This window comes from Candidatus Caldatribacterium sp., from assembly GCA_014359405.1.
In the GTDB taxonomy this organism is placed as follows: Bacteria; Atribacterota; Atribacteria; order Atribacterales; family Caldatribacteriaceae; genus Caldatribacterium; species Caldatribacterium oleiphilum.
In genome coordinates this window covers 1-3,676 of sequence record JACIZN010000153.1, presented here as the reverse complement: position 1 = coordinate 3,676, position 3,676 = coordinate 1, and the positions used below count along the sequence as shown (strand labels likewise).

Sequence of the window (3,676 nt, the reverse complement as noted above, 5' to 3'; positions counted from 1 at the left end):
AAGAGGAGGTTGTAGTGACGGTACTCCTCAGAGGCCAGGAAATCGAGGAAATCCTGTGCGTCTTTGTCCTCAACCTCTCTCTTCTTCTCGGCGTAGAACTTGTGGGCCTTGGACTCAAGGTCCATGGCAGTCTTTAAAACGTCAAACTCTTCACTTGTTGGAGGGATGAGTTCCTCAGCATGCTTCTGAGCTTCGGTAAAAATGTTCTCGAAATACTCCTGAGTCGATTTACGAATGCCACCCCAGCTCTCAAAGACGAACTGTTCACCTTTTCGGATGCGCTCGTATCCTTGCTGGATCCGTTCAATATGAATGAGCTCTTCATCTGCCAGGCGCTTCAGAACCTCCTTGCTCAAAGCGTTAACCACCCGGGAAACCCCGTCAAGATAGAATCTCCGCCCGTCCTCTTCCATTTTAAGGGCAAACTCAAAAATAGCCTCAAGCGTCACAGTATCGCCTCCTTTTCGTGTCACCTGCTTCTTCTCCCCTTTCCAACCATTCCGTAACTTGTTTTATTCGCAGCTCGTTGATAGAATATTCCAAAAAGGTAAGAGGAGGAAAGAATGCACGAGCTGCCTCTCAAATGCAAGCAGTGTAAAACCCTTATCGGTCCTGAAGATGTGACCGAAATAGGCATTTACAAAATACCGGCGTATCGTGGTCTGGCGTACATCCGTTACATTTGCCCCTATTGCCGTGATTTCGGAGAGGTAACCTTTAATCTCGAAAAGATCGAGGACGTAGCCAGAATCCTAAGGAAAGGGAAAAAGGAGTCTCCTCGCGGCCAGATCACCATCGATGAGGTCATCGAGTTCCATAGAGAACTCGAAAAGCTGAAGAATGCAGACTTTCTCAAGGATGTCTGAGGTGCGTATGGTGCGAACAAAAGAGGAACAAAAGAAAATCTTCCAGGAACTCCTTACCCCGGAGCTTCCAGCTCTTTTCCGCACGGCCCTTCGCATGACCCGAAATCGTGAAGACGCCGAAGACCTCGTGCAAGAGGCTGTGACCAAGGCTTTTGCAGCCTTTGATCGTTTCGAAGAAGGAACGAACTTCCGAGCCTGGATCTTCAAAATCCTCACCAATACCTTTATCAACGACTATTATCGTCTCCGGGATCGGCAAAAAGTCCCCTCTCTTGAAGAGATGGAAGAAGAAACCTCCTTCCAGCCTCCCTTCGAGGGGATAACTCCTGAAGAAGCACTCCTTAATACTCTCACCCGGGAGGACATCCTTCGAGCCATAGAATCCCTGCCGCTTGAGTTCCGTGCGGTAGTTGTTCTCACCCTTGTCGAGGGATTTTCTTACAAGGAAACGGCAGAAATCCTCGACATTCCCATCGGCACCGTTATGTCTCGCCTCCACCGGGGACGGAAACTTCTCCAGAAACTCCTTTGGGAATACTCCACCAAGAAAACCTCCCTTGAAAAGGAGAATGAGAAAGGATGGACTGCAAAGACCTTGTAGAAAAGCTCTACTTCTACCTCGACGGAGAGGTCCTTACCGAGGAGGAACGAAAAGCCATAGAGGAGCACCTGGAGCTCTGCCGGAAATGCTGTGAACGGTATGAATTCGAACGGTTGCTCTGGGAAATGGTTCGTTACAACGGAAGAAACGATAGCGTTCCAGAGGCACTCATCAGCCGCATAGAAAGTGTCATCGCCCAGTTCTGAGGTGAGTCTATGGAGGGCATAGAGCGTTTGACTAAGGCCCTGGTAGAGAATTACCGCAAAACTCCACGCATTACCTGCAGCGAAGAGCGGGAATTCCCCTCTCGGGAGAACGTCATCCGAATAACGGAAGAACTCCGGGAACTCCTTTTTCCGGGATACCTTGGAAATACCCGTCTCTGTTGGGCCAACGTGGAGTACGTCGTGGGATGCAAACTCAGCCGGCTCTTCGTAGAACTGCGGCGAGAAATTGAGAAAGCCCTTCGCAGCGATCCCAAGGCCCTGGAGGGTACTCCCTTATCCTGTGAGGAGCGAGCACATCAGGAGACGGAGCGCTTTTTTGAGAAACTTCCCCTCATCCGGGAAATGCTTGACGAGGATGTCCAGGCTGCCTTCGATGGAGACCCAGCGGCAAAAAGCATCGAGGAAGTTATCTTGAGCTATCCCTGTGTCATTGCCATCTCCATTTACCGCATGGCTCACGAACTCTTCGTTCAGGGCATTCCCCTCATTCCGAGAATGATGACCGAGTACGCCCACAGCATCACCGGCATCGACATCCATCCCGGGGCAAAGATCGGTCGCAGCTTCTTCATCGATCACGGAACCGGAGTGGTTATCGGCGAGACCTGTGAAATAGGGGACAACGTGAAGATCTACCAGGGTGTTACACTGGGTGCTCTCTCCTTCCCAAAAGACGAGCGGGGAAAAATCATTCGGGGAAAGAAGCGTCACCCAACCATCGAGGACAATGTGACCATCTACGCTGGAGCAACAATTCTTGGCGGAGAAACAATTATTGGAAGTGGAAGTGTTATTGGAGGGAACGTCTGGCTCACGCACTCCATCCCTCCGAACACGAAAGTTGTCATTGAGGAACCACGCCTCAGGATCCTCGAGAACCGACCACGATGAGCTTTCTCGTACACTTTGTGTTCTTCCTTGCCCTTGTGGTCGTTGGTATTCTCCTGCCTCGTTCTGTTTCTTTTGTTGTCGGCATAACCTGGCTCTCCATCTTTGGGTACACAGTTTTCCGGTTTGCGCGTTTCTCTTACCAGAGAAAAGCCTCTCTTTTTCGAAGCCTCGGTTACGGACTTGTTGCCGCCTTCCACTTTCCCGTGTTTTTCTGGAAACTGCAGCCGAGACTCGAACTCACTCCTCAGGAGAAAGCACAGTTTCTTGCCCGTTCTCGAGCAATGACCCGGGTTTCTCGACCCAGTTCGCTCCTTTGCCCCTACTGCCAGGTAGAAATCCCGGAAGTTCTCAAGGTGCTTCCGAATGAATCTCTTGGAGTGCGGAAAAGACCTGTGGTGTGTCCCCGCTGCCAGACCCGTCTTGACTGCTGTCGTTTCTGTTCCTTCTTCGAACCGGGGAGGAGTTTCTGGGGTGAAGACATCACTTCCGGACGTTGCAGTGTCATAAAAAAGCATCAAGATGTGGAAGCCATCTGCGACCCTTCTGTGGCACGGAAGCTCAAAGAAATGGGATGGCATGCCCTCTATGCTGGGCTTGCCATCCCCGATTCATTTTCGCCTCCAGACGAGTGCCGGAGCTTCCAATTCGACGAACGAAGGACCCTCTCTGAAGGCATTCCCTACATGGGAAAGGAACGGGTGCTTCTTTTGCGCTTCGAAGAGGAAATCTACTCCCAGCCCTCTTCGAGCTCTCTCTCCGGCTGAGCGGCAGAAGATGCAAAATCAAAACCCAAGAGGCTGCTCATCTCGTTGTTGATTTCCTGGAGGAGAGAGACAAGGCGATCCTGAGCCTGAAAGTAGGCAAGGATGACCGGGTTCGAGAGGGCTTCCTGGCGTGCTTGCTCGATACCGACAAAATCCTCGTCAACGAGATCCCTCTGGAGAGCAATACGACTCAGGGACCTCTGTTCTTCTTCAAGACGCTCAAGAAGCCGCAAGGCCTCGGTATCTCTCGAGAGCAAGGATCGGGTATTCTCAAAATCCTGAAAGGGCTGCGTGCAAACAATCTGCTCCACAAGTGACCGAATGGCA

At 51.3% G+C, this 3,676-nt stretch carries 7 protein-coding genes; 5 read left to right on the top strand and 2 right to left on the bottom strand.

Going from position 1 to position 3,676, the window contains the following annotated elements:
* Positions 1 to 449: ferritin family protein (locus H5U36_09625; GenBank protein ID MBC7218368.1), on the bottom strand; the 449-nt coding region annotated here is incomplete at its 3' end.
* A 114-nt stretch (positions 450 to 563) separates the two neighbouring features.
* On the opposite strand from H5U36_09625, the gene H5U36_09620 reads away from it, so the two are divergent.
* Genes H5U36_09620 through H5U36_09600 form a run of 5 tightly spaced genes read left to right on the top strand, consistent with a single transcriptional unit; the run spans position 564 to position 3,349 of the window.
* Positions 564 to 866, top strand: coding sequence for a hypothetical protein (locus tag H5U36_09620; protein ID MBC7218367.1), 303 nt, complete (start codon positions 564 to 566; stop codon positions 864 to 866).
* Between the two features lie 7 nt (positions 867 to 873).
* A complete protein-coding gene (locus H5U36_09615) occupies positions 874 to 1,467 on the top strand; it encodes a sigma-70 family RNA polymerase sigma factor (protein ID MBC7218366.1) in 594 nt (197 codons plus the stop codon).
* Positions 1,446 to 1,673, top strand: coding sequence for a zf-HC2 domain-containing protein (locus H5U36_09610; protein ID MBC7218365.1), 228 nt, complete (start codon positions 1,446 to 1,448; stop codon positions 1,671 to 1,673). The genes H5U36_09615 and H5U36_09610 overlap by 22 nt, the downstream gene beginning before the upstream one ends.
* A gap of 9 nt (positions 1,674 to 1,682) precedes the next feature.
* Complete coding sequence (locus tag H5U36_09605; protein MBC7218364.1) at positions 1,683 to 2,585, top strand: serine acetyltransferase; 903 nt, start codon at positions 1,683 to 1,685, stop codon at positions 2,583 to 2,585.
* Complete coding sequence (locus tag H5U36_09600; GenBank protein ID MBC7218363.1) at positions 2,582 to 3,349, top strand: hypothetical protein; 768 nt, start codon at positions 2,582 to 2,584, stop codon at positions 3,347 to 3,349. Before H5U36_09605 ends, H5U36_09600 begins: the two co-directional genes overlap by 4 nt.
* On the opposite strand, the gene H5U36_09595 is transcribed toward H5U36_09600, so the two are convergent.
* Positions 3,313 to 3,676: YlbF family regulator (locus H5U36_09595; GenBank protein MBC7218362.1), on the bottom strand; the 364-nt coding region annotated here is incomplete at its 5' end. The genes H5U36_09600 and H5U36_09595 overlap by 37 nt on opposite strands.

Excerpts from the sequence above, each read along its gene's own strand:
- H5U36_09600 (MBC7218363.1), top strand. The coding sequence starts at position 2,582 with ATGAGCTTTCTCGTACACTTTGTGTTCTTCCTTGCCCTTGTGGTCGTT.
- H5U36_09615 (MBC7218366.1), top strand. The coding sequence starts at position 874 with ATGGTGCGAACAAAAGAGGAACAAAAGAAAATCTTCCAGGAACTCCTT.
- H5U36_09610 (MBC7218365.1), top strand. The coding sequence starts at position 1,446 with ATGGACTGCAAAGACCTTGTAGAAAAGCTCTACTTCTACCTCGACGGA.
- H5U36_09605 (MBC7218364.1), top strand. The coding sequence starts at position 1,683 with ATGGAGGGCATAGAGCGTTTGACTAAGGCCCTGGTAGAGAATTACCGC.
- H5U36_09620 (MBC7218367.1), top strand. The coding sequence starts at position 564 with ATGCACGAGCTGCCTCTCAAATGCAAGCAGTGTAAAACCCTTATCGGT.